This window comes from Puerhibacterium sp. TATVAM-FAB25, assembly GCF_046535855.1.
In the GTDB taxonomy this organism is placed as follows: domain Bacteria; phylum Actinomycetota; class Actinomycetes; order Actinomycetales; family Cellulomonadaceae; genus Puerhibacterium; species Puerhibacterium variabilis_A.
This window is the reverse complement of the sequence record NZ_JAXUAK010000008.1, coordinates 1-19,994: the sequence shown is the minus strand read 5'-3', so window position 1 is coordinate 19,994 and position 19,994 is coordinate 1. Positions and strand designations below refer to the sequence as shown.

Annotated in this window: 18 protein-coding genes; 4 read left to right on the top strand and 14 right to left on the bottom strand. The window is 76.4% G+C overall.

Annotated elements, in window-relative coordinates; genetic code table 11:
- Nucleotide 1 precedes the first annotated feature (1 nt).
- Nucleotides 2-1,429 (bottom strand): Fe-S cluster assembly protein SufB, encoded by a 1,428-nt coding sequence (gene sufB, locus U5M74_RS09270; protein WP_410908333.1) that lies wholly within the window; start codon nucleotides 1,427-1,429, stop codon nucleotides 2-4.
- A 12-nt stretch (nucleotides 1,430-1,441) separates the two neighbouring features.
- The gene (locus tag U5M74_RS09265; protein WP_410908331.1) at nucleotides 1,442-2,248 is read right to left on the bottom strand and encodes a helix-turn-helix transcriptional regulator; all 807 of its coding nucleotides are present in this window, start codon (nucleotides 2,246-2,248) and stop codon (nucleotides 1,442-1,444) included.
- A 236-nt stretch (nucleotides 2,249-2,484) separates the two neighbouring features.
- Between U5M74_RS09265 and U5M74_RS09260 the strand changes: the two genes are divergently transcribed.
- From U5M74_RS09260 to U5M74_RS09250, 3 genes are all read left to right on the top strand, one after another.
- The gene (locus U5M74_RS09260; RefSeq protein WP_410908329.1) at nucleotides 2,485-3,438 is read left to right on the top strand and encodes an ABC transporter ATP-binding protein; all 954 of its coding nucleotides are present in this window, start codon (nucleotides 2,485-2,487) and stop codon (nucleotides 3,436-3,438) included.
- Nucleotides 3,435-4,241 (top strand): ABC transporter permease, encoded by an 807-nt coding sequence (locus tag U5M74_RS09255; RefSeq protein WP_410908327.1) that lies wholly within the window; start codon nucleotides 3,435-3,437, stop codon nucleotides 4,239-4,241. Before U5M74_RS09260 ends, U5M74_RS09255 begins: the two co-directional genes overlap by 4 nt.
- Nucleotides 4,242-4,374: 133 nt before the next feature.
- Nucleotides 4,375-5,304: a COX15/CtaA family protein gene (locus U5M74_RS09250; protein WP_410908325.1), complete on the top strand. Its 930-nt coding sequence runs from the start codon at nucleotides 4,375-4,377 to the stop codon at nucleotides 5,302-5,304.
- 128 nt (nucleotides 5,305-5,432) lie between these two features.
- Here the strand turns inward: U5M74_RS09250 and U5M74_RS09245 are convergent, their stop codons facing one another.
- The 12 genes from U5M74_RS09245 to U5M74_RS09190 all read right to left on the bottom strand — a co-directional run bounded on the left by U5M74_RS09245 (nucleotide 5,433) and on the right by U5M74_RS09190 (nucleotide 18,625).
- Nucleotides 5,433-6,092: an NUDIX domain-containing protein gene (locus U5M74_RS09245; protein WP_410908323.1), complete on the bottom strand. Its 660-nt coding sequence runs from the start codon at nucleotides 6,090-6,092 to the stop codon at nucleotides 5,433-5,435.
- A complete protein-coding gene (locus tag U5M74_RS09240; RefSeq protein ID WP_410908321.1) occupies nucleotides 6,089-7,765 on the bottom strand; it encodes a CTP synthase in 1,677 nt (558 codons plus the stop codon). The genes U5M74_RS09245 and U5M74_RS09240 overlap by 4 nt, the downstream gene beginning before the upstream one ends.
- 66 nt (nucleotides 7,766-7,831) lie before the next feature.
- A complete protein-coding gene (gene murJ, locus U5M74_RS09235; RefSeq protein WP_410908319.1) occupies nucleotides 7,832-9,613 on the bottom strand; it encodes a murein biosynthesis integral membrane protein MurJ in 1,782 nt (593 codons plus the stop codon).
- Nucleotides 9,610-10,461: a hypothetical protein gene (locus tag U5M74_RS09230; RefSeq protein WP_410908317.1), complete on the bottom strand. Its 852-nt coding sequence runs from the start codon at nucleotides 10,459-10,461 to the stop codon at nucleotides 9,610-9,612. Before U5M74_RS09230 ends, murJ begins: the two co-directional genes overlap by 4 nt.
- Complete coding sequence (locus tag U5M74_RS09225; RefSeq protein ID WP_410908315.1) at nucleotides 10,461-11,453, bottom strand: copper transporter; 993 nt, start codon at nucleotides 11,451-11,453, stop codon at nucleotides 10,461-10,463. The genes U5M74_RS09230 and U5M74_RS09225 overlap by 1 nt, the downstream gene beginning before the upstream one ends.
- 97 nt (nucleotides 11,454-11,550) lie before the next feature.
- On the bottom strand, nucleotides 11,551-12,753 hold the full coding sequence (gene steA / locus U5M74_RS09220) for a putative cytokinetic ring protein SteA (RefSeq protein ID WP_410908313.1): 1,203 nt from the start codon (nucleotides 12,751-12,753) through the stop codon (nucleotides 11,551-11,553).
- A 7-nt stretch (nucleotides 12,754-12,760) separates the two neighbouring features.
- The gene (recN, locus tag U5M74_RS09215) at nucleotides 12,761-14,494 is read right to left on the bottom strand and encodes a DNA repair protein RecN (protein WP_410908311.1); all 1,734 of its coding nucleotides are present in this window, start codon (nucleotides 14,492-14,494) and stop codon (nucleotides 12,761-12,763) included.
- A gap of 1 nt (nucleotide 14,495) precedes the next feature.
- Complete coding sequence (locus U5M74_RS09210) at nucleotides 14,496-15,446, bottom strand: NAD kinase (protein ID WP_410908309.1); 951 nt, start codon at nucleotides 15,444-15,446, stop codon at nucleotides 14,496-14,498.
- On the bottom strand, nucleotides 15,443-16,363 hold the full coding sequence (locus U5M74_RS09205) for a TlyA family RNA methyltransferase (protein WP_410908307.1): 921 nt from the start codon (nucleotides 16,361-16,363) through the stop codon (nucleotides 15,443-15,445). The genes U5M74_RS09210 and U5M74_RS09205 overlap by 4 nt, the downstream gene beginning before the upstream one ends.
- Entirely contained in the window at nucleotides 16,363-16,689 is a 327-nt protein-coding gene (locus U5M74_RS09200; RefSeq protein WP_410908305.1) for a hypothetical protein, read from the bottom strand. Before U5M74_RS09200 ends, U5M74_RS09205 begins: the two co-directional genes overlap by 1 nt.
- A gap of 188 nt (nucleotides 16,690-16,877) precedes the next feature.
- On the bottom strand, nucleotides 16,878-17,891 hold the full coding sequence (locus U5M74_RS09195) for an HAD-IIA family hydrolase (protein WP_410908303.1): 1,014 nt from the start codon (nucleotides 17,889-17,891) through the stop codon (nucleotides 16,878-16,880).
- Nucleotides 17,888-18,625, bottom strand: a complete 738-nt coding sequence (locus U5M74_RS09190) for a hypothetical protein (RefSeq protein ID WP_410908301.1) — start codon at nucleotides 18,623-18,625, stop codon at nucleotides 17,888-17,890. Before U5M74_RS09190 ends, U5M74_RS09195 begins: the two co-directional genes overlap by 4 nt.
- Here U5M74_RS09190 and U5M74_RS09185 point away from each other — a divergent pair.
- Nucleotides 18,614-19,855 carry a hypothetical protein gene (locus U5M74_RS09185; RefSeq protein WP_410908299.1) on the top strand — a complete coding sequence of 414 codons (1,242 nt, stop codon included), beginning with the start codon at nucleotides 18,614-18,616 and terminating at the stop codon, nucleotides 19,853-19,855. The two genes, U5M74_RS09190 and U5M74_RS09185, sit on opposite strands and share 12 nt — an antisense overlap.
- Nucleotides 19,856-19,994: the final 139 nt, after the last annotated feature.

The following is a 19,994-nucleotide window of genomic DNA, read 5'->3' as shown; positions in this document are numbered from 1 at the left end:
GTCAGCCGACGGACCCTTCCATCTGCAGCTCGATGAGGCGGTTGAGCTCGAGCGCGTACTCCATGGGCAGCTCGCGCGCGATGGGCTCGACGAACCCGCGCACGATCATGGCCATGGCCTCGGTCTCCTCCATGCCCCGGGACATCAGGTAGAACAGCTGGTCCTCGCTCACCCGCGAGACCGTCGCCTCGTGCCCCATGGACACGTCGTCCTCGCGGACGTCGACGTACGGGTAGGTGTCGGACCGGGAGATCTGGTCGACGAGCAGCGCGTCGCACAGCACGTTCGAGGCCGAGTGCGAGGCGCCCTCGAGCACCTGCACGAGGCCGCGGTAGGACGTGCGCCCGCCGCCGCGCGCGACCGACTTCGAGACGATCGAGCTCGAGGTGTGCGGCGCGGCGTGCACCATCTTGGCGCCGGCGTCCTGGTGCTGCCCCTCGCCCGCGAAGGCGATCGACAGCGTCTCGCCGCGGGCGTGCTCGCCCAGCAGGTAGATCGCCGGGTACTTCATGGTGACCTTGGAGCCGATGTTGCCGTCGACCCACTCCATGGTGGCGCCCTCGGCGGCCGTGGCGCGCTTGGTCACCAGGTTGTACACGTTGTTCGACCAGTTCTGGATCGTCGTGTAGCGCACGCGGGCGTTCTTCTTGACGACGATCTCGACGACGGCCGAGTGCAGCGAGTCGCTCGAGTAGATCGGCGCGGTGCAGCCCTCGACGTAGTGCACGTAGGAGCCCTCGTCGGCGATGATCAGCGTCCGCTCGAACTGGCCCATGTTCTCGGTGTTGATCCGGAAGTAGGCCTGCAGCGGGATCTCGACGTGCACGCCCGGCGGCACGTAGACGAAGGAGCCGCCCGACCACACGGCCGAGTTCAGCGCGGCGAACTTGTTGTCGCCGGCCGGGATCACGGTGCCGAAGTACTCCTGGAAGAGCTCCGGGTACTCGCGCAGGCCCGTGTCGGTGTCGACGAAGATGACGCCCTGCTTCTCCAGGTCCTCGCGGATCTGGTGATACACGACCTCGGACTCGTACTGCGCCGCGACGCCGGCCACGAGGCGCTGCTTCTCCGCCTCGGGGATGCCGAGCTTGTCGTAGGTGGCGCGGATGTCCTCGGGCAGGTCGTCCCAGCTGGCCGCCTGCTTCTCCGTGGAGCGCACGAAGTACTTGATCCGGTCGAAGTCGATGCCGGAGAGGTCGGCGCCCCAGGACGGCATGGGCTTCTTGCCGAACAGGCGCAGCGCCTTGAGGCGCTGGTTGAGCATCCACTCGGGCTCGTTCTTGAGCGCCGAGATGTTGCGCACGACGTCCTCGCTCAGGCCGCGCTGCGCGGTGGCGCCGGCGTCGTCCTTGTCGTGCCAGCCGTACTCGTACGAACCGATCGAGGCGATGATCTCCTCGTCGGTGCGCTGCTCCGTGGGTGCAGTCATCTCGTTCCTTCCTCAGTGCCGCGCGATGCGGCCGGCAGGCTGCGGGGTCGGGGTGGTCGTTGGCGCGCCGGCGCCCGGCGCGTCGGGCGACGGGGCGGTCGCCGCCGGCGCGGTGGCCGGCGGCGCCAGCGGCAGGTTGGTGACGCAGGCGTGCGCCCCGCCGGCGATGGTCGCGAGCCGCTGCACGTGGGTGCCGAGCAGGCGGGCGAACGCGCGGGCCTCCGCCTCGCACAGCTCGCCGAACTCCTCGGCGACGTGCTGCACCGGGCAGTGGCCCTGGCACAGCTGCGCGGCGGGCACGAGCGTGGCCGCCGGGCCGGGCCGCACGGACGCGGCGTAGCCGTCGGCCGACAGCAGGGCGGCGAGCTGCTCGGCCCGCTCCGAGACGTCGGTGGCCGTCAGCCGCGGGGCGTAGCGCTCGACCAGGGCGGCGTACCGCTCGTCGGCGAACGCCGCGACGGCCGCGCTGCCGCCCGCCGCGCGCAGGTGACGCAGCACCTGCGCGGCGAGCTCGCCGTAGCCGCCCTGCAGCTCCGACTGCCCGCCCGAGGTGACGACGTACGCGCGCGCGGGGCGCCCGCGGCGGGCCTGGCCGCGCCCGGGCAGGCCGTGACGGACCGCGATCTTGCCGTCCTCCTCGAGCAGCCCGAGGTGCCGGCGCACGCCCGCGGAGGTCAGCCCGAGCCGCGCGGCGAGGTCGCCGGCCGTCACCGGGCCGGTGCTGGCGACGAGCTCGAGGACGCGCCGACGGGTGGTCGACTCGGCCTCGGTCGCGGGGTCGGCGGCCACGGCGGCGACGCGCGGTGCGGTCGACGTCATGCGGTCACCTCCAGCTCGCTTCTCGGTCCCACGTCGGTCTCGGGGCGCGCTCCACCCCGGGGCGCCTCTCGATATAACAAACATCCTTGTTGCGTAATCCCGGATGTCAAGGAAGGTTCGCCTCACACCGCCGTCCTGCCGGCGCCCCGCCGGGCCGTCGGGGACGCCTCCGCCGACGCCCGCGCCGACGCCCGCGCCGGCCTCGGGACGCACCCTGGCCACGTAGGATCCTGCGGGTGCCCACCACCTCCGCCCCCTCCGGCGCGGCCGTCGCCGTGCGCGGGCTCGTCAAGCGCTACGGGGGCCGCACCGTCGTCGACGACCTGAGCCTGGCCGCCCGCGCGGGCGAGGTCACCGCCGTCCTCGGGCCGAACGGTGCCGGCAAGACCACCACCGTGGAGTGCTGCGAGGGCCTGCGCTCCCCCGACGGCGGCGAGGTCCGCGTGCTGGGTCTGGACCCCCGCGCCGACGCCGCGGCGCTGCGCCCGCGTGTCGGCGTCATGCTGCAGGACGGCGGCCTGCCCAGCGGCGCGCGCGCCGGCGAGGTGCTGCACCACGTCGCCGCGATGTACGCCCGCCCGCGGGACGTCGACGAGCTCGTCGAGCGCCTCGGCATCGGGTCGTTCGTCCGCACCACCGTGCGGCGGCTGTCGGGCGGCCAGCGCCAGCGCCTCGCCCTGGCCGCGGCGGTCGTGGGGCGTCCCGAGGTGGTCTTCCTCGACGAGCCGAGCGCCGGCATGGACCCCCAGTCCCGGCTCGCGGTCTGGGAGCTGGTGCGCGAGCTGCGCGCGGCGGGCGTCGCCATCGTGCTGACCACCCACCTCATGGACGAGGCCGAGTCGCTCGCCGACCTCGTGCACGTGGTCGACCACGGCCGCGTCATCGCCTCCGGCGCCGTCCCCGAGCTGCTCGCCGCCGGGGCGGACGGCCCGGACGGCGCGACGTCGGTGCGGTTCGACGCGCCGGCCGGCCTCGACGCCGCCGCCCTGACCGCCGCGCTCGGGCCGGGCTGGACCGTCGCCGAGCCGCGGGCCGGCGCGTACGTGGCCACGGGGCCCGCGGGGCCGCGGGCCGTGGCGGCGCTGACGGCCTGGCTGGCCGACCGCGACGTGCTGGCGACCCGGCTCACCGTGGGCCGCCGCACGCTGGAGGACGTGTTCCTGGACCTGACGGGACGGCACCTGCGATGACCACCACCGATCCCGCGCCGCTCGAGCCCGGCGCCCCCGCGACCGGCACGCCGGCGCCCGCCGCCGCGCCCGCGCTGCGGCGCGTGCTGGCGCAGGCCGGCTTCGAGACCCGTGCCATCCTGCGCAACGGCGAGCAGCTCCTGGTCACCGTCGCGCTGCCCGTCTTCCTGCTGGTCGGGCTCGTCGCGACCGACGTCCTGGAGCTCGACACGGGCGGCGCGAGCCGCGTGGACTTCGTGACCCCCGGCGTCCTGGCGCTGGCCTGCCTCGCGACGTCGTTCACGTCGCAGTCGATCGCCACGGCGTTCGACCGCCGCAACGGCGTGCTGCGGCTCCTGGCCACGACGCCGCTCGGCCGTGGCGGCCTGCTGGCGGGCAAGGTGCTGGGCGTGCTCGCCGTGCAGGCGGTGCAGGTGGTGATCGTCTCGGCCGTCGCGCTGGCGCTCGGGTGGCAGCCGCACCTGGCCGGCGTGCCCGCCGCGATCGGCTGCCTGCTGCTCGGCACGGCCGCGTTCACCGCGCTGGCGCTGCTGCTGGCCGGCACGCTGCGCGCGGAGGGCGTCCTCGCCGTCGCCAACCTCGTGCTCGTCCTGCTCGTGGTGGCCGGCGGCACGCTCGTGGCGCCGGACCAGCTCGCCCCCTGGCACGCGCACGTGGCGGAGTTCCTCCCCTCCGGCGCGCTCGCCGAGGCGATGCGCGGCGCGCTGCTCGGCACGGGCGTGCCGCCGCTGTCCGTCGTCGTGCTCGCCGCGTGGACGGCCGCGTTCGGCTGGGGCGCCGGGCGGCTCTTCCGCTGGAGCTGAGCGCCCGCGGCGTCCCGGCGCGCCGGACCTGTGCGGGCGCCCCGCCCCGGGCGGGCGAACGTCACACCGCGGGACGCCGCGGGCGGCTCCCGGGAGTGCCGGGCACGCCCCCGCGCGCACTAGCGTTGGTGGGGTGACCGCGACCGCCGCCCCTGCACCCGCCCGCGACCGCCTCGCCCCGCTGCGCCGCTGGACGCCCGCGGTGCTGGTGGCGAACCTGGTCGGTCAGATCGTCATCATCGTCACCGGCGGCGCCGTCCGGCTCACCGACTCCGGGCTGGGCTGCTCCACGTGGCCGCAGTGCCACCCCGGGCAGTTCACGGCGCAGTACCACGCCGCCACGAGCTACCACGAGATCGTCGAGTTCACGAACCGCACCCTGACCGGCGCGCTGGGCGTGATCGGCCTGCTCGTGCTGCTGCTCGTCTGGACGGACCGCTCGCGGACGCCCGCGTACCGCCGCCTCGGCGCCGCGCCCCTGGTCGGGGTGCTGGCCCAGGCCCTCATCGGCGGCGTCGTGGTGCTGCTGCACCTGCACCCCGGCTGGGTGTCCCTGCACTTCGGCGTGTCGGCCGGGCTGGTGTGGGTCTCGGCCTACCTGCTGCACCGCCACCGCGAGGGCGACGGCGCTCCGGTCCGCGTCGCCTCGGCCGCGGTCACGCGCACGGGCTGGGCGCTCAGCGCCCTGCTGGTGGCCGTCGTGGCCGCCGGCGTGGTGGTCACGGGCGCGGGCCCGCACAGCGGCGACGACACCGTCGGCTACCGCTTCGCCGTCGACCCGCTGCTGGTCACCCGCCTGCACTCCGGCGCGGTGTGGCTCTTCGTCGGCGCGCTGGTCGTGCTGCTCACCCAGCTGCACCGCACGCCCACCACGCCCGCCGTGACCCGGGCCCGGCGCGCCGCGTGGCTGCTCGTCGTCGTCACCCTGCTGCAGGGCGCCGTCGGCTACACGCAGTACTTCACCGGCCTGCCCGCCCTGCTCGTGGGCGCGCACATGCTCGGAGCCGCCCTGCTGGTGTGGGCGACGGCCAACGCCGTCCTGCACCTGCGCACCCGCGCCTGAGGAGCGCCCCGCGGGGCCGCCGCTCCCCGGAGAGCGCTGTGGGTACAGAACACGCCGTGCGATCTGGAGATCGCACGGCGTGTTCTGCACCCACAGCGAGAGGCGGCTCGGCGGTCGGCTTCCGGCGGTCAGGCCGGCAGCGTGCCGCGCCGGTACGGCCAGGGGGCGTCGGCAGACCGCAGGGACGCCCAGCCGCCGGCGCGGGCGGCGTGCGCGGCCAGGACCCCGACGACGGCGGACGGGTTGTGCAGGGCGCCGGACAGCACGAGCGCCACGGCGTCCTCCAGGGCCACCCAGCGCGCCTCGATGCCGGCCTCCTCCTCGGTGCGGGTGTGCCGCTCGGCCTCCGGCACCGGCCGCAGGCCGCGGGCGAGGAACACCCGCAGCGCCTCGTTGGTGGCGCCGGGCGAGGTGGCGAAGTCCACCAGCACGTCCCACCGGTCGGCGGCGAGGTCGGCCTCCTCGTGCAGCTCGCGCGCCGCGGCGGCCTGCGCGGGCTCGCCCTCGACGTCGAGCAGCCCGGCCGGCACCTCCCACAGCTCGGCGCGCACCGGGTGGCGGTACTGGCGCAGCAGCAGCACGCGGCCGTCGTCGTCGAGCGCGACGACCGCCACGGCCCCGGGGTGGTCGAGGTACTCGCGGGTCACCTGCTCGCCGCCGCCGAGGTCGACGACGTCGCGCACGAGGTCGAAGATCCGCCCGGCCGCCACGCGCTCGTGCGCGACGACCGGACGGGGCGCGACGACGTCGGCCGGCGTGCCGCCGGCGTCCTGCGCGCCGGCGCTCACGCCGTGCGCTGACGCTCGAGCGCCGCCGCGACGAGCCCGGCGAACAGCGGGTGGGAGCGCGTCGGGCGGGACTTGAACTCCGGGTGCGCCTGCGTCGAGACGTAGTACGGGTGCGTCTCGGCGGGCAGCTCGACGAACTCCACGAGCTTCGAGCCGGCCGTCGTGCCCGAGATCCGCAGGCCCGCGGCCTCGAGCTCCTCGCGGTAGGCGTTGTTGACCTCGTAGCGGTGCCGGTGCCGCTCGCTGACGTGCTCCGAGCCGTAGGTCTTGGCCACGACGGAGCCGGGCACGAGCGTGGCGTCCCAGGCGCCGAGGCGCATGGTGCCGCCCAGGTCGCCCTCGCCGCCGACGATGGCCTCCTGCTCCGCCATCGTGGCGATCACCGGGTGCGCCGACTCCGGGTCGAACTCCGTCGACGAGGCGTCGGTGTAGCCGAGCACGTTGCGGGCGTACTCGATGACCATGGACTGCAGGCCGAGGCAGATGCCGAGGGTCGGCACGAGGTTCTCGCGGGACCAGCGCAGCGCGCCGATCTTGCCGTCGATGCCGCGCACGCCGAAGCCGCCGGGCACGAGCACCGCGTCGACGCCCTCGAGGGACGCCGCGGCGCCCTCCGGGGTGCGGCAGTCGTCGGCCGCGACCCAGCGGATCGAGACCTTGGCGTCGTTGGCGAAGCCGCCGGCGCGCAGCGCCTCGGTCACCGACAGGTAGGCGTCCGGCAGGTCGATGTACTTGCCGACCAGGGCGATCTCGACGGCGTGCTCGGGCGAGTGCACCCGCTCGAGCACCGTGCTCCAGCCGTCCCAGTCGACGTCGTGGAACGGCAGGTCGAGGCGGCGCACCACGTAGGCGTCCAGCCCCTCGGAGTGGATGACCTTGGGGATGTCGTAGATGCTCGGCGCGTCGGCGCAGTTGATGACGGCCTCGTTGTCGACGTCGCACATCAGGGCGATCTTGCGCTTGATGCCCTCGGGCACCGCGCGGTCGGACCGGAGCACGATCGCGTCGGGCTGGATGCCGATGCTGCGCAGCGCGGCCACCGAGTGCTGCGTCGGCTTGGTCTTCAGCTCGCCGGAGGGGCCGATGTACGGCACCAGCGACACGTGCAGGAAGAAGCAGTTCTCGCGGCCGAGCTCGTGGCGCACCTGGCGCGCCGCCTCGAGGAACGGCTGGGACTCGATGTCGCCGACCGTGCCGCCGATCTCCGTGATGATCACGTCGACGTCGGCGCCGGCCTGGGCGCGCATGCGCTCCTTGATCTCGTCGGTGATGTGCGGGATGACCTGCACGGTGTCACCGAGGTACTCGCCGCGGCGCTCCTTGGCGATGACGCGCGAGTAGATCTGGCCGGTGGTGACGTTCGAGCTCGCCGGCAGCTCGACGTCGAGGAAGCGCTCGTAGTGGCCGATGTCCAGGTCGGTCTCGGCGCCGTCCTCGGTGACGAACACCTCGCCGTGCTGGAACGGGTTCATCGTGCCCGGGTCCACGTTGAGGTACGGGTCGAGCTTCTGCATGGTCACGCGCAGGCCGCGCGAGCGCAGGAGCCGGCCGAGGGAGGAGGCAGTCAGACCCTTGCCGAGAGACGAGGCCACACCGCCCGTCACGAAGATGTGCCGCGTGGTGAGCGCGGCGTCGGAGCGGAGGGACCGGGGCTGGGTTCGGTGGTCTGCCACGGAACTCCATCCTAACCGACGGCACCGACGCCGGGGCCGTCAAGGTGCGTGGCGCTCGTCGCGTCCTCAGCGCCGGCGCAGGCCGCGCACGCCGGCGCGCAGCGCAGGGTCCGCCACGGCGCACAGCACCACGACGACGGCGGCTGCCAGCGCCGCCAGCGCGCCCCCGCCGAGGTCGGCGAGCAGCGCGCCGCCGTCGAAGGCGGTCTCCCCCGGCGCGTCGCCGCGCCCCCCGCCGACGAGGGCGAGCACGCCGCGCCCGGCGAGCGCGCCGAGGACCACGCCGGCGGCCAGCACGGCCAGGGCGCGCGGCACGCCCCGCAGCGCCTCGGCGCCGACGTGCCGGCGCACCGCGAGCAGCAGCCCGACGGCCGCCACCAGCATGCCGAGCGTCGTGGCGCCGCCGAGGCCCGCGAGCGCGACGTCGGGCGCGGCCGGCAGCGCGTCGCCTCCGGTCAGCGGCGGCAGCACGACGAGGAGGGCGGCCGAGCCGGCGGCGGCGACCAGCCAGCCGGCCGCGGTCGCGACGACGGCGGACCGGCCGCGGTCGATGGCGTACAGCGCGCGGGACAGGTGCAGGATCAGGGCGAAGCCGATCAGGCCGGGCGCCATCCACGTGAGCCCGGCGGCCAGGCCGGGCGCGTCGCCGCGCACCACGAGGTCGAACACGCCCTCGACGGCGGGCGCGGCCGCGACCAGCACGGCGATCCCGACGGCGACGACGACCAGGAGCGTGCGGGTCGTCGACGCGACCAGGGCGCGCAGGTCGCCCGTGCGGCCGTGCGCCGCGTGCTCGGCGATCCGCGGGAACGCGCTCGTGGCGATGGGGAAGGCCAGGACGGCGTACGGCAGCAGGTACACCTGCTGGGTGTAGAGGAAGACCGTGTAGGCCGAGTCGCCGCCGAGCGGTGTGGAGACCTTCAGGACAGCGAAGACCGCGAGCTGCTGGGCCACCAGGGCGCCGACGCCGGCGAAGGCCAGCCGGGCGGCGCGGCGGCCCTCGCCCGCGGGGAACCGCAGGGTCGGGCGCAGGCGCAGGCCCGTGCGGCGGGCGGGCACCACCAGGGGGACGGCGAGGAACGCGACGCCGACCGTGGTGCCCCAGGCCAGCCAGCCCAGCGCCTCGGCGCTCAGCGCCGAGACGTCCGCCTGGTCCCCCGCGGCCAGCACGCCGAACACCGCGTACACCGCGATGACCACCACGCTGGAGACCAGCGGTGCGAACGCCTGCCAGAAGAACCGCTTGTGGGCCTGCAGGATGCCGCCGAGCACCACGGCCACGCCGTACAGCGGCACCTGGACGGCGAAGACCCGCAGGAACGTGGTCGCCACGGCGACCTTGGCGGGGTCCTCGCCCAGGCTGAGCGCCTCGGCGATCGGCCCGGCGAGCGCCGCGAGCAGCACCCCGAGGGGCACGAGGACCGCGAGCGTCCAGCCGAGCAGGGCGGACGCGCTGCGCGAGGCCGCCTCGCGGGCGCCGGCGGCGTCCGCGCCGCCCGCCTCCGCCCGGCTGAGGTGCCCGGCCAGCAGGGGCACCACGGCCCCGGCCAGGGCGCCGCCCGCGGCCACCTCGAACAAGATGTTCGGCAGCATGTTGGCCTGGTTGAAGACCTGGCCCACGCCGTCCGACCCGAGCCAGTAGCCCTGGCCGAGCCACCGGCCGAACCCGACGACGCGGCTGGCCAGCGTGACGACGGTGATGAGCAGGGCCGCGCCGGCGAGCGTCTGGACGGTGCGGCGCCGCCCCGCGCCCGGCGCGGTGGCGGGCGCGGGTGCCGGCTCGGGGTCGGGCGTCGGGGCGGGCGGGGCCGGGACGTCGTCGCCGGGCGCGCCGACGGGCGTGCTCAAGCCGCCGGGTCCTCGGTCCGGGGCCGGCGACCCAGCTCGTCGACGGCACGCAACCACGGGGTGCGCTCGATCACCTGCGTGAAGCTCACGCGCTCGCTGGCCAGGGTGAGCCCGACGACGCCGGCGAGCGCGGCGAGCCGCAGCGGGCGCGGCAGGCCGAGCGCCAGCCGCGTGCCGACCAGCGCGCCCAGGGCGTTCGCGCCGCCGTCGCCGAGCATGTCGCGCTCCCCGAGGTCGCCGCTCCACGCGGCTGCGGCGGCCCCGGCGACGGCGCCGCAGGTCGCGGCGGCGGGGCCGCCGGCGGGCAGCACGGCCAGCGCGGCCGCGGACTTCAGCGCGCGGCCGGGCCGCAGGTCCAGGAGGTTGAGCAGGTTGGCCGTGCCCGCCACGAGCGCGCCGTTGACGGCGACGTCGGCCGCCCAGCGGGCCGGTCCCCCCGTGCGGCGGGTGCCGACCGCGGCCGCGAGCACCGACGTCGCGCCGATCCCCAGCACCTTGAGCCCGCCCGTCGTGAGCCGGCCCCGGGCGAGTGCGCCGAGGTGGCCTCGGAGCCCCTTGGTGCGCGTCGTGGTGTCCTCGGTGAGGTCGTCGACCAGCCCGAACGCGCCGGCCCCGGCGGTCGCGACGACGGCGGCGGCGGCCCCGCGGCCGCGGGCGCCGGCCAGGGCGCCGGCGACCAGGCCGGCCGCGACGGCGGGGCCCTCGAGCAGGCTGATGGGCTCGCCGCGGTGGTTCGTGCGGGTCCAGCGCCCGGCGCTGCCGGGCAGGCCCGCGTCGAGCGCGCGGCGCACAGCGGCGGTCGCCGCGGCGCCCGCGAGGGCGGCACCGGCGACCCGCGCCAGGCCCATCAGCCCTCCCCGTCCGTGGGCGTGCCGGTGGGCACCACGGGCGGCAGCGGCGTCGCGCCGTCCTCGAACCCGTACTGGCCCACCTCGTCGGCGAGGCCCGCGGCCACGGCGAGCGGCACGACGATGCGCCCGATCGGCGTCTCGATGCCGCTGACCGTGCTCACCTCGCGCGCGACCGCGTCGTCGGCGCGCACCGCGGACACGAGGTCGCCGCCGGCGGCCGTCGGCCCGGCGACCACCGTGACCGGGGACACGGACCGCACCGTCCCGGCGAGCTGGAGGAACGTCTGGACGACCTCCTGCTCCGGCGTCGGCTCGGCGTTCTGCCCGTCGGCCGCCTGGGCGGCCGTCGTGCCGGACATGAGGACCACGGCGTCCGCGGGGGCCGTCTGCTCGTCCTCCACCTCCAGGAGCTCCGCGTCGACGAGCTGCTGCGTCAGGGCGCCGGCCTGCTCGCTGCGCGACTGGGCCTGCGGACCGGTCGCCCCGGTCATGGCCACGCCGAGCGCCGCCGCGAGGGTCTCCGGCGTCTCGGCGCCGTCCTCGGCCGCGCCGGCCGCCTCCAGGGTCGGCCGCAGCCCCTCGGCGACGGTGTCGCGCAGCTCGGCGTGCTCGGCGTCGGTCCAGGCGGGCGTGAGCACGGCGCTGGCCACGACCGTGCCGCCGGCGGCCTCGACCTGGTCCACGACGCCCTGCTCCACGTCGCCCGCGACGTCGTCGAGGTCGACGATCGCGACGCGCCGGCCCTCGAGGGTGCCGGCCACGAGCTGCGGCCCGGCGGCCTGCAGGAACGTCAGCCGCTGCTCCGCCGTCGTCTCGGTGGCGGCCAGCTGGTCGCGCAGGTCGTTGCGCTCGCCGCGCAGCGCGTCCACCTGGTCGGTGAGCTGGTCGCCGATGGCGCCCTGCAGCGGCCCGGCGCCGAGGATGATGCCGACAGCGAGCGCGAGGAACACGGAGATCAGCGAGACGAGGTGGTAGCGGAAGTCGATCACGGGAGGTGGGGGTTCCTTCGAGTGGTCCGGGTGGTCCGGGCGGTCGCGAGCAGGTCAGGTGCCGGGCGGCGGCGGCGTGCGCGCTCGCCGCCGCCGGTCAGCCGCCGAAGAGGCTACCGACCCAGGACACGAAGTCGTCCAGCCGGGCGCCGGTGATGCCGAAGAAGGCCTGGCCCACCGACGTCGACCACATGGCCGCGAGGACCGCCGCGATGCCGGCGAGCGAGAGCAGGGTGAGCTGGAGGTTCGAGATGGAGGGGCGGTACAGGCGGGAGACGCCCTTGGCGTCCACCAGCTTGCCGCCGACGCGCAGGCGCGTCAGGAAGGTGCTGGCCATGCCGGCCCGGCCCTTGTCGAGGAACTCCACGAGGGTGGCGTGCGTGCCGACCGCGACGATGAGCTCGGCGCCCTCGTCGTCGGCGAGCAGCATGGCGATGTCCTCGCTCGTGCCCGTCGCGGGGAACACGACGGGCTCGACGCCCAGCGCCTGGACCCGCTCGAGGCCGGGGGCGTTGCCGTCGCGGTAGGCGTGCACCACGACCTCCGCGCCGGAGGACAACGCCTTGTCCGACACCGAGTCCATGTCGCCGACGATCATGTCGAGCTTGAAGCCGGCGTCGAGGATCGCGTCCGCGCCGCCGTCGACCCCGACGAGCAGCGGCCGGTTCTCCTTGATGTAGGACCGCAGCATCGCCAGGTCCTCGCGGTAGTGGTACCCGCGCACCACGATCAGCACGTGGCGGCCCTCGAAGCGGGTCTTCACGGCCGGCACGCCGACGCCGTCGAGCAGCAGGTCCCGCTCGCGACGCAGGTAGGTCATGGTGTTCTCGGCGAACCGCTCGATCTCGTCCGAGAGGCCCTCGCGGGCGGCCGCGAGCTCCTTCTCGACCGTCTCGGGCGTCTGGCGGGTGCCCGCGGCGACCTCGCGGCCGCCGCGCAGCACGCGCCCCTCGGCCACCTCGACCTCGACGCCGTCGGGCAGGTCCATCACGGCGGGGCCGAGGTCGTCGACGAGCACGATGCCGGCCTCGAGCAGGATCCCGGGGCCCGCGTTCGGGTACCGGCCCGACGTCGAGCGGGCGGCGTTGAGCACAGCGGCGGGCTGCGCCCGCACGAGCGCCTCGGCCGCGACGCGGTCGATGTCGACGTGGTCGATGACGGCCACGTCCCCGGGGGCGAGCCGCTTGGTCAGGTCCTTGGTGCGCCGGCCCACGCGGGCAGGTCCGCGCGTCGCGCCGTCGGCGCTGGTGGCGGACGGGCGGCTGGCGGACGGGACGGCCTTGCGGAGGATCGATCTCATATCGCCCTCATCGTCCCACGGTGGGGGACTCGAGAAGCTCGAGAGCGTGCGTCCGCGCCGCCTCGCTGTCCTCCTGGCCGGAGAGCATGCGGGCGAGCTCTCGCACGCGGTCGTCCCCCGCGACCTCCTGGACGCCGGTGACGGTGCCCTCCTCACCAGCAGACTTGGTCACCACGAGGTGGGCGTCGGCGAACGCCGCGACCTGGGCCAGGTGCGTGACCACGATCACCTGCGTGCTGCGGGCCAGGCGCGCCAGCCGGCGGCCGACCTCGACCGCGGCCCGGCCGCCGACGCCGGCGTCGACCTCGTCGAACACGAACGTCGGCAGCACCGCCGCGACTCCGCCGTCCTGGGCCTCGGCGCGCTCGGCGGCCGCGGTGGCCAGCGCCACCTCGACGGCGAGCATCACGCGGGACAGCTCGCCGCCGGAGGCCCCCTTGCCGAGCGGGCGGGCGGGCGCGCCCGGGTGCGGCACCAGCGAGAACGTGACGGCGTCGGCGCCCCACGCGCCCGGCTCGTCGGCCGGGTCGACGGCCACCTCGAGCCGCGCGCCGCCCATGGCGAGCCCGGCGAGCTCGGCGGTCACCGCCGCGGCGAGCCGCTCCCCCGCGGCCGCGCGGCCGGCGGTCACCTCGGCGCCGAGCCGCGCCAGGTGGGAGTCGAGCTCGCCGATGCGCTCCTGCATGCCGCGCAGCCGCTCGCCGCCGTCGTCGAGGTCGAGCAGGCGCAGGCCCGCGTCGGAGGCCCAGCGCAGCACGTCGTCGACGGTCTCGCCGTACGAGCGGGTCAGGGTGGTCAGCTCCGCCAGCCGCGTGTGCGCGGCCTCGAGGCCGGCCGGGTCCGCCTGCAGGTCGTCGACGTAGGCCGCCAGCTCGGTGGCGACGTCGGCCAGGAGGTAGCCGGCCTCGGCGACGCGCGAGCCCAGCTCGCCGAGCGCCGGGTCGTCGCCCGCGGCGGCCTCGAGCGCGCGGCGGGCGCGCGTGAGCAGCTCCGCGGCGCTGGCGGCGGACTCCACGTCCTCGCCGGCCAGCGCCTCGTGCGCCTCGGTCGCCGCCACGCGCAGGCCCTCGACGTTGCCCAGCCGCGCCACCATCGCCTGCAGCTCGGCGTCCTCCCCGGGCTTCGGGTCGACGCGCTCGACCTCCGCCAGGCCGAGCCGCAGCAGCTCCGCCTCGCGCGCCCGCTCGGCCGTGCGGGCGGTGAGGTCGTCGATCTCCGCCTGCAGGGCCGCGCGCTCGGACCAGGCGGTCCGGTAGGCGTCGACGACCGCGACGTGCTCGGGTCCGGCGAACGTGTCGAGCGCCTCGCGCTGCTTCGACGCCGTGCGCAGGCGCAGCTGGTCGGTCTGGCCGTGCACGGTGACCAGCTCGTCGGCGATCTCCGCGAGCACGCCCTGCGGCACGCTGCGTCCGCCCAGGTGGGCGCGGGAGCGGCCGCCGGCGGCCACCGTGCGCAGCACGACGACGGTGCCGTCGTCGTCGGCCTCGCCGCCGGCCTCCTCCACACGCTGGGCGACCGCCGGGCGGTCGGCGACCTGCCACCGGCCCTCGACGACGGCGCCGGTGGCGCCGGGGCGCACGGCGCCCGCGTCGGCCTTGCCGCCCATGAGCAGGCCGAGGCCGGTGAGCACCATGGTCTTGCCGGCACCGGTCTCGCCGGTGATCACGGTGAGACCGGCGGGCAGCGTCACGCGCGCGGCGCGGATGACGCCCAGGTTCTCGATGGCGATCTCCTCGAGCACGTCACACCTCCGAGGCGTCGTCCGGCCCGGTGGCGGCGCGGGCACGCGCGGCGGCCGCGGCGTCGTCGGCCGCCTCCCGCCAGCCCACCACGGGCAGGTTGAACTTGGACACGAGCCGGTCCGTGAACGGCGCCGGCGACAGGCGGGCGAACCGCAGCGGCTGCGCGCCGTACCGCACCTCGACCGTCGAGCCGAGGGGCAGGTCGATGCGGCGGCGGCCGTCGCAGGTCAGGACCGCGGGCACGGGGCTGCGCTCGAGCACCGTGACCCGGTAGGCGGCCCGACGCCCGATGACCAGCGGCCGGGCGAACAGCGCGTGCGCGGACAGCGGCACGAGGAGCACCCCGTCGACGTCGGGCCACATCACCGGGCCGCCCGCCGAGAAGGCGTGCGCGGTGGAGCCGGTGGCCGTGGACATCACGACGCCGTCGCACCCGAAGCTCGACAGCGGCCGGCCGTCCACCTCGATGCCGACCTCGATCATCCGCTCGCGCTGGGCCTTCTCCACGGTCGCCTCGTTGAGCGCCCAGCCGCGCACCGGCTCCGGAGCGCCGGGCAGGTGCACCTGCACGTCGACGACGCCGCGCTCCTCCACGACGTAGTGGCGCCGGGCGATGCGGTCGACGGCCGCGCGCAGGTCCTCGCGCTCGCTCTCGGCGAGGAAGCCCACGTGCCCGAGGTTGACGCCGAGGATCGGCACGTCGGTGCCGTGGGTCAGCTCGGCGGCGCGCAGGATCGTGCCGTCGCCGCCGAGCACCATGACGACCTCGGACTCGACGACGCCCTCGCGGGTGCGGGCCACCGCCATGTGGTCGCCGAACGACTCGGCCAGGTCGTCGTCGTGCAGCGCCACCTCGAAGCCGGCCGACTCGAGCTCGCGCACGGCCTCCTGCAGCGCCGCGACGGCCTCGGGCCGGCCGCCGTGGGTGACGATGAGGACTCTGCGCGTCACGGGGCTCCTCCGGGGACAGGGACGGTGAGGACGGGCGGGACGGCGGTCGGCGCGCCGTCGGCGGCGGGCTGCCAGGCGACGGCTCCGGCGACGGCGCCGCGCAGCGCGTCGTCGTCCACCGCGGGCGGGCGGTCGGGCGCGGCGGCCTGCGGTGCCCGCTCGAGCCAGACGAAGTACTCCCGGTTGCCGCTGGGGCCCGGCAGCGGGCTGGGCACGACGGCGCGCGGGCGGAGCCCCTCGGCCGATGCCGCGGCCGCGACGTCGCGCACGGCACGCTCGTGCAGCGCCGGGTCGCGCACCACGCCGCCGCTGCCGAGCCGGTCGCGGCCCACCTCGAACTGCGGCTTGACCAGCAGCAGCGCCGGGGCGCCGGGCGGCAGCACGCGCGCCAGCGGCGGCACCACGAGCGTCAGCGAGATGAAGGACAGGTCGCCGACGACGAGGTCAGGGACGCGCCCGAGGTCGCCGGGCGCGAGGTCGCGGACGTTGAAGCCCTCGACGACGGTCACGCGGTCGTCGGCGCGCAGCTCGGGCACCAGCTGGTCGTGGCCGACGTCGAGCGCGACGACGTGCGCCGCCCCGCGGCGCAGGAGCACGTCGGTGAAGCCGCCCGTCGAGGCGCCGAGGTCCAGGCACCAGGCGCCCTGGACGGCCGCGACGAGCGCCGCCCCGACGGGGTCCGCGGCCAGGGCGTCGAGGGTCCCGGCGAGCTTGAGCCCGGCGCGGGACGCGTAGCCGGGGTCGTCGGGGTCGGGCACGACGGCCAGGTCCGCACCGTCGGGCACCGCGGCCGACGGCTTGGTCACCGGGCGGCCGGCCAGCAGCACCCGGCCGGCGCTCACGAGGGCCGCCGCCTGGGTCCGCGAGCGCGCCTGCCCCCGCCGCACCAGCTCGGCGTCGACGCGTCCACCCGCCATCAGGCGCCGCCGCCCGGGGTGGGACGGGACTCTAGCCGGGCGCGCAGCGCGTCGTGGACCGCCTCGAAGCGCGCCGCATGCTCGGCGACGGGCAGGGCGTCCAGGTCGTCGAGAGGCCCGAGCGCGCCGTCGCCGGCGGGCTCGACGAGCCCGCCGGTCCGAGGCGCGGCCGGGCGCGGCGGCCCAGGACGCGGTGCGGCGGGCACCGGGCGTGGACCGGCACCCGCGCTCCCCGCCGGCGTGCCGTCGGGCGCGGCGGCACCCGCGGGGCGGGCGGCGTCGGCGTCCTGCGGCATGGGGTCCTCCGGGATCGTCGCTGTCGGCATCGGTACGCTGCGCCGGCGCCGAGCGGTCTCGGCACCGCCCTAGTCTGCGTCATCGCACGCGTCGGGGCGCGGCCGGCTCAGCGCCGACCGTGGTGCGCCTCCACGCTACCGCCCGGCCCCGACAGCGCGCCCTCGCGGACGACGACCCGCGTCACCGCGTCACGGTCCCTGACCAGCACCTGCACGCGTCAGGCGGTCAGCTCCGGGACGCTTGCGGCGTCCAGCGGCTGCCCCGCGTCCACGGCGGCCCAGGCCGCGGCGCACGCCGCGCGGACCACGTCGATGCCCGTCGGCCCCTGCCGGTCGAGCTCCAGCCGGCCGCCGGTCACGCGCGCGGCGCGACCGCCGCACTCCCACCAGCCCTCGGCCCCGGCGACGGGCAGCGGGTGCGGCTCGAGCAGGCCGCGCAGGTCCGCCGCCACGAAGGTGGGGCGCAGCTCCTGCGGCGCGAGGACGTCGTCCCGGGCCGAGGAGACGCCGGTCAGCACGTGCAGCCCCGGGTACTCGGCGGCGCGGGCGCCGGCGAGGTCGGTGTCGAGCCGGTCGCCGACGACGAGCGGGCTCGTGGCGCCGGCCCGCTCGGTCGCGAGCCGGTACATGGTGGGCGTCGGCTTGCCGGCGCTGTCGGGGCGCACGCCGGTCGCCGACACGACGGCGCCCACGAGCGCCCCGTTGCCCGGCGCGTACCCGCGCGCCGTGGGCAGCGACCCGTCGAGGTTGCTCGCCACGTGCCAGGCCCCGCGCCCGACGGCATAGGCCGCCTCGGCCAGGTCCGTCCAGCCGACCTCGGGCGCGTAGCCCTGCGCCACGGCGACGGGCTCGTCGTCGGCGGAGGCGACCACCACGAAGCCGGCCGCCTCGACCGCGGTGACCAACCCCTTGCCACCCACGACGAGCACCCGCGCACCCGGCTCGAGCCGGGTGCGCAGCAGGGCCGCGCACGCCTGCGCCGCGGTCATCACCTCGTCGGCCGTCGTCGGGATGTCGAGGCCCGTCAGCTGCGCGGCCACGTCACCCGGCTCGCGCGAGGCGTTGTTGGTGACGAACACCAGGCGCATGCCCCGCTCGCGCGCCGTGGCGAGGCCGTGGGCGGCGTGCTCGATGGGCAGGTGGCCGCGGTAGGCCACGCCGTCCAGGTCGACGAGGGCGAGGTCGTACGCCTCGGCGAGTGGTCGCTCGCTCGCCAGGAGCCCCGGCGTCACTCGCGCTCCTCGCTGTCCGCGTCCTCCGCGTCGTCCTCGTCGGCGTCGTCCTCCGCGTCGGCCCCGTCGTCGACGTCGGCGTCGTCCTCCGTGTCAGCATCCGCCTCGTCGTCGGCCTCGAGAAGCGCTTCCTCGTCGGCCTCGAGCTCGTCGTCGACCTCCTCGTCGAACATGTCGTAGACGACCACGTCGTCCTCGGGCAGCACGTTGCCGGCCGCGCGGTCGAGGGCCTCGGAGTCGACCTCCGCCAGCAGCGCCGCTGCCTCGGCGGTGCGCCCCGCGGCCTCGAGGACCGCCGCGCGCGCCTGCAGCACGCGCAGGGCCATGTCGCCCTGCTGCGCCGGGATCTTGTCGAGCACGGAGAGCGCGGCGTCGTGCTCGCCGAGGTCTGCCCGCGCGCCGCTGAGGACGAGCGCCAGCTCGACGCGGCCCGTTCCGGTCAGCGTGTCCGCCTCGGGCGACGTCGCGAGGGCGACGGCGCGCTCGGGCCGCCCGAGGCCGCGCTCGGCGTCGGCCATGATCGGCAGGTGCTCCGAGGAGCCGTTGAGCCGGCGCACCGTGCGCAGCTCCCGCAGCGCGTCGGCGTAGCGGCCCGTCCGGTACGCGGCGATGCCGGCGGCCTCGCGGACGACGTCCACGCGCCCGCCGCGGCGCACCGCGGCCTGGGCGTGCTCGTACGCGCGCTCCGGGTCGACGTCGAGGAGGCGTCCCGCCATGACCAGGTGGAGCCCCACCCGCTCCGCGTTCTCCTTGCTCAGACCGCGCAGCCGCTGACGAGCGTCGCGGTCGAGGTCGCGGAACGACACGTCCTCGGCGATCTCGGGCTCGGGGACGCGCTCGCGCTCGGGACGCTCCGGGCGCCGCTCCTCGCGGCCACCGAAGCCGCCACGACCGCCGGAGCCGCCACGACCGCCGCGGTCGTCACGCGGACCGCCGCGACGGTCGTCGCGACGGAACCCGCCCTCACGAGCCGGACGGTCGGACCGCTCACCGCGGTAGCCGCCCTCGCGCGCGGGACGGTCGTCGCGACGGAACCCGCCCTCACGAGCCGGACGGTCGTCGCGACGGAACCCGCCCTCACGCGCAGGGCGGTCGGACCGCTCACCGCGGTAGCCGCCCTCGCGCGCGGGACGGTCGTCGCGACGGAACCCGCCCTCACGAGCCGGACGGTCGTCGCGACGGAACCCGCCCTCACGCGCAGGGCGGTCAGACCGCTCACCGCGGTAGCCGCCCTCGCGCGCGGGACGGTCGTCGCGACGGAACCCGCCCTCACGCGCAGGGCGGTCGGACCGCTCACCGCGGTAGCCGCCCTCACGCGCAGGGCGGTCGGACCGCTCACCGCGGTAGCCGCCCTCGCGCGCGGGACGGTCGTCGCGACGGAACCCGCCCTCACGAGCAGGACGGTCCGAGCGCTCACCGCGGTAGCCGCCCTGACGGTCGTCGCGACGGAACCCGCCCTCACGAGCCGGACGGCCGGACCGCTCACCGCGGTAGCCGCCCTCACGAGCCGGACGGTCATCGCGACGGAACCCGCCCTCACGAGCCGGACGGTCCGAGCGCTCACCGCGGTAGCCGCCCTCACGAGCCGGACGGTCATCGCGACGGAACCCGCCCTCACGAGCCGGACGGTCGGACCGCTCACCGCGGTAGCCGCCCTCACGCGCGGGACGGTCGGAACGCTCGCCACGGTAGCCGCCCTGACGGTCGTCCCGCCGGGCATAGCCCGAGCCTTCCCCGTCGCGGCGGCGCGGGCCGCCGTCCTTGCGATCGTTGCCCGACCACGAGGGCCGATCACCGCGGGGCGGACGGCCGTCACGCCGGTCGCGGCGCTCACCGCCGGACCGGCCGTTGTCGCGATAGCTGCCCTGATCGCGGGCGGAGTCGTTCACGCTGTTCCTCTCGAGAGCGGAAGGTCAAGAAATTCTCCCACGAGGGAGCGGTGCGATGCCCGGCTCATCGTGTGAGCCGGGCCTGACGGTGAGCGCGCCGACTGCGCGTTTGCCGGCGATCCGCGACCGGAGGGCTCGTGCCGCGCCGGCGCCTCACCGTGCATGCCGGAAAAGCACGAGAGGCCCACCCGTACGGGTGAGCCTCTCGTGTGAA

Excerpts from the sequence above, each read along its gene's own strand:
- sufB (WP_410908333.1), bottom strand. The coding sequence starts at position 1,429 with ATGACTGCACCCACGGAGCAGCGCACCGACGAGGAGATCATCGCCTCG.
- U5M74_RS09265 (WP_410908331.1), bottom strand. The coding sequence starts at position 2,248 with ATGACGTCGACCGCACCGCGCGTCGCCGCCGTGGCCGCCGACCCCGCG.
- U5M74_RS09255 (WP_410908327.1), top strand. The coding sequence starts at position 3,435 with ATGACCACCACCGATCCCGCGCCGCTCGAGCCCGGCGCCCCCGCGACC.
- U5M74_RS09230 (WP_410908317.1), bottom strand. The coding sequence starts at position 10,461 with ATGGGCCTGGCGCGGGTCGCCGGTGCCGCCCTCGCGGGCGCCGCGGCG.
- steA (WP_410908313.1), bottom strand. The coding sequence starts at position 12,753 with ATGAGATCGATCCTCCGCAAGGCCGTCCCGTCCGCCAGCCGCCCGTCC.
- U5M74_RS09205 (WP_410908307.1), bottom strand. The coding sequence starts at position 16,363 with ATGGCGGGTGGACGCGTCGACGCCGAGCTGGTGCGGCGGGGGCAGGCG.
- U5M74_RS09200 (WP_410908305.1), bottom strand. The coding sequence starts at position 16,689 with ATGCCGACAGCGACGATCCCGGAGGACCCCATGCCGCAGGACGCCGAC.